General features: G+C 43.6%; 2 protein-coding genes. Both read right to left on the reverse strand.

From position 1 onward, the window contains the following. Nucleotides 1-55: 55 nt before the first annotated feature. Nucleotides 56-835 carry an ATP-binding protein gene (locus tag DXD92_RS18265; protein WP_055221200.1) on the reverse strand — a complete coding sequence of 260 codons (780 nt, stop codon included), beginning with the start codon at nt 833-835 and terminating at the stop codon, nt 56-58. A gap of 12 nt (nt 836-847) precedes the next feature. Next, nucleotides 848-2,404, reverse strand: coding sequence for a Mu transposase domain-containing protein (locus tag DXD92_RS18270; RefSeq protein WP_118641309.1), 1,557 nt, complete (start codon nt 2,402-2,404; stop codon nt 848-850). Between the last annotated feature and the right edge of the window lie 155 nt (nt 2,405-2,559).

Consider the following 2,559-nt stretch of genomic DNA (forward strand, 5'->3'; position numbering starts at 1 on the left):
TCCAGAGGAACGGAGCGCCATTCCGCTTCAAACTGAGCAAAGCTCAGCAGGTTGATTAATTACTATTGGTTATTCTGCGATCCCTGCCAGGAAATTCAAGGCGATATGCCTTAGATGTCATTCGACTTAAGCAGGCATCTGCGTAGGTGGAATCCCCAAAAAGCTGATACCATCCGGATACTGGAATCTGTGAGATAATAATAGTTGCCTTGCGGCAGTCTCTGGACTCGATGATTTCAAATAAATCGCGGCATTTCTCGATGTCCAGATCCATTAAGCCGAAATCATCTATCACCATGAGATCATAAGCTGCCATTTCATTCGAATACTCAAAGTAAGTACCTTCCTGCCTGGCATGATCTGATTCCTTTAAGAGTGTGTTCGCACGTATGTATTTAACAGTACGGTTCTGATGCATTGCTGTGATACATAAGGCGCAGGCGATGTGCGTTTTCCCAGCACCGGCCCCTCCGGTCATCAGCAGGTTATTCGGCTCATCGATCCAATCACACTTGGCCAGAAGTTCTATGACGTGTGTATTCAGCTGACGTTCTGGATCATAGATTGAACTGTCAAGATCAGCTGCAGGATATTTCAGGGTCGCTTTCTTCATGAGACGTTTAAACTTTTTACTCTCACGCTGATCCCACTCCTGATTTACAATAGCAGCAAAGCGGACTTCAAATGGTTCGAGACCTGTGTTTGGTTCCAAAAGCTGCTTTTCAAATGCTTCAGCCATACCGGACATGCGAAGTTTATACAGCCGATCCATGAGTATGTTCTGTTCCTTTGTGAGTTTATCGTTATAAAGATAGTCTTTTAATCTGTATGCCATAGTACGTCACCCTTACTTATAGTAGTCCTTTCCTCTGATATTTTCATGATTGGGCAGTGTTCCTGGTGAATGCTCGGGGAGTTCCTTCACATCCATCTTTTTCAGCATCTGCTTGAAGGTAAAATACTTACAGGAATTGATCTCTATACATTTACGGGCAACTTCTTCAGCAGCACCTTTCGGGATTGTTTTTACTTTATGCAGGATACCTGCACAGGCATTATAGGACTGCTCTTCATGTTTTGATGATTTAAGGAGTCTGTCAATCAGTTCTGACATCGCAGGACCAATGGCAGAAGCCCAGCGGCGGTAATAATTACCATCCTTTGAATTGACTTCTTTGTAATAAAGGTGTTCTGGCGGCATATGTTCATCTACCGTGATATACAGCGGAAACTCTCTATAAGACCGCTTATGTGTACAGATCAGCCGATTATACTGATCACAGATCCTGATCTCTGAAGCGGTTGCCTTCAGGATTGCAGGCTTGCCACAGTAAGAGTACAATACGGAGTAGTAGTGGCCGTCATACTCGATGTGGTAGTTGTTGGGAACTTTTAGGACCGCTTTATAGTCGCAAGCCGTGTAACATCCGCCTGGCAGTGGTTTCATACATGGTTTGTCATACTTTTCGAAAGCATCCTGTCTTGAGAAGTCCTTGCCTTGAAAAGATCGTTTATTGAGGACTGCTACTATTTTTTTGATTTCAGCATTTAGGTCTTCAAATGATACATATATCTTTTCTTTCAGTTTCTCAACCAGGTGTATTTCAAGATAACGTACATGATTTTCAACTGTAGGCTTGCCTTTCGGCTTTCTAGCGGGTGGTGGAAGAACTATAGTTTCATAGAAATCTTCCAGATCTGCAAAGGTAGACTGCAGGATAAGTTCATCCTTTGTGTGCTTGGTTACAGCAGTTCGCAGGTTATCGGGCACAAAGTATTTCGTAACAGCACCATAAAATGAAACAGCATGGGCACAGCCTTCTATAAAACATGGGAGCTTCTCATTTGGAAAAGCTTCTGCATAGATCAGACTGCTGACTCCAAGAGTGGTCGCAAAGATATGGACTTTTTTGATCTCGCCCGTTTCGGTATCTGTTAACAGTTCCGGCTGATCACCGACCCAGTCGATATACATCTTTTCACCCGGGATTCGGTTTACGGCCATTGATACCTTCTGGCCACCATAGTTTTCTGCCATGAATCGGTTGAAGTATTCGTAAAACTGTGATTTCTCATAACCATCAGGATTCTTTTCTTTATAATCCAGCCAACAGAACGAAATGTTCATGCGGCTCCCTGGTGCATGGATTCTGTCATAGTAATACTGGAAATCTGGAAGTGGGACATCTTTCCTCTGTAGATTTTTCTGCGGATAGAAAAGGTTCTCAACTTCCTTAGGTGCCATCATTCGGAGTTCCTCGATTGGGATTCCGTTGGCATGGTATCGGCTCATGATCAGATTTAATGTACCTGAGCCAATCTTGTAACGGTCCATAACGGACCTGGTCTTGCATCCATTCAAACGCATCTGGATGGAGCCGATAATCGTGTTGTAGTCTTGCATAGTTATGCCTCCTTTCGTAATCATTTGATGACTACGAAAGAACTATAACACGTTGAAAACTTATTGATCAGCTGAAGCGGAAACGCGTTCAGTTACATCCGGAAAGACTGATCAGCTCTTAGCGGAATGCGTGGTCAGATGAGCCGGAATTTGCA

This window comes from Blautia sp. TM10-2 (assembly GCF_003480845.1).
Taxonomy (GTDB): Bacteria; Bacillota; Clostridia; order Lachnospirales; family Lachnospiraceae; genus Fusicatenibacter; species Fusicatenibacter saccharivorans.

Bases quoted from the DNA above. Each gene is read 5' to 3' on its own strand.
- DXD92_RS18270 (WP_118641309.1), bottom strand. From the start codon at position 2,404: ATGCAAGACTACAACACGATTATCGGCTCCATCCAGATGCGTTTGAAT.
- DXD92_RS18265 (WP_055221200.1), bottom strand. From the start codon at position 835: ATGGCATACAGATTAAAAGACTATCTTTATAACGATAAACTCACAAAG.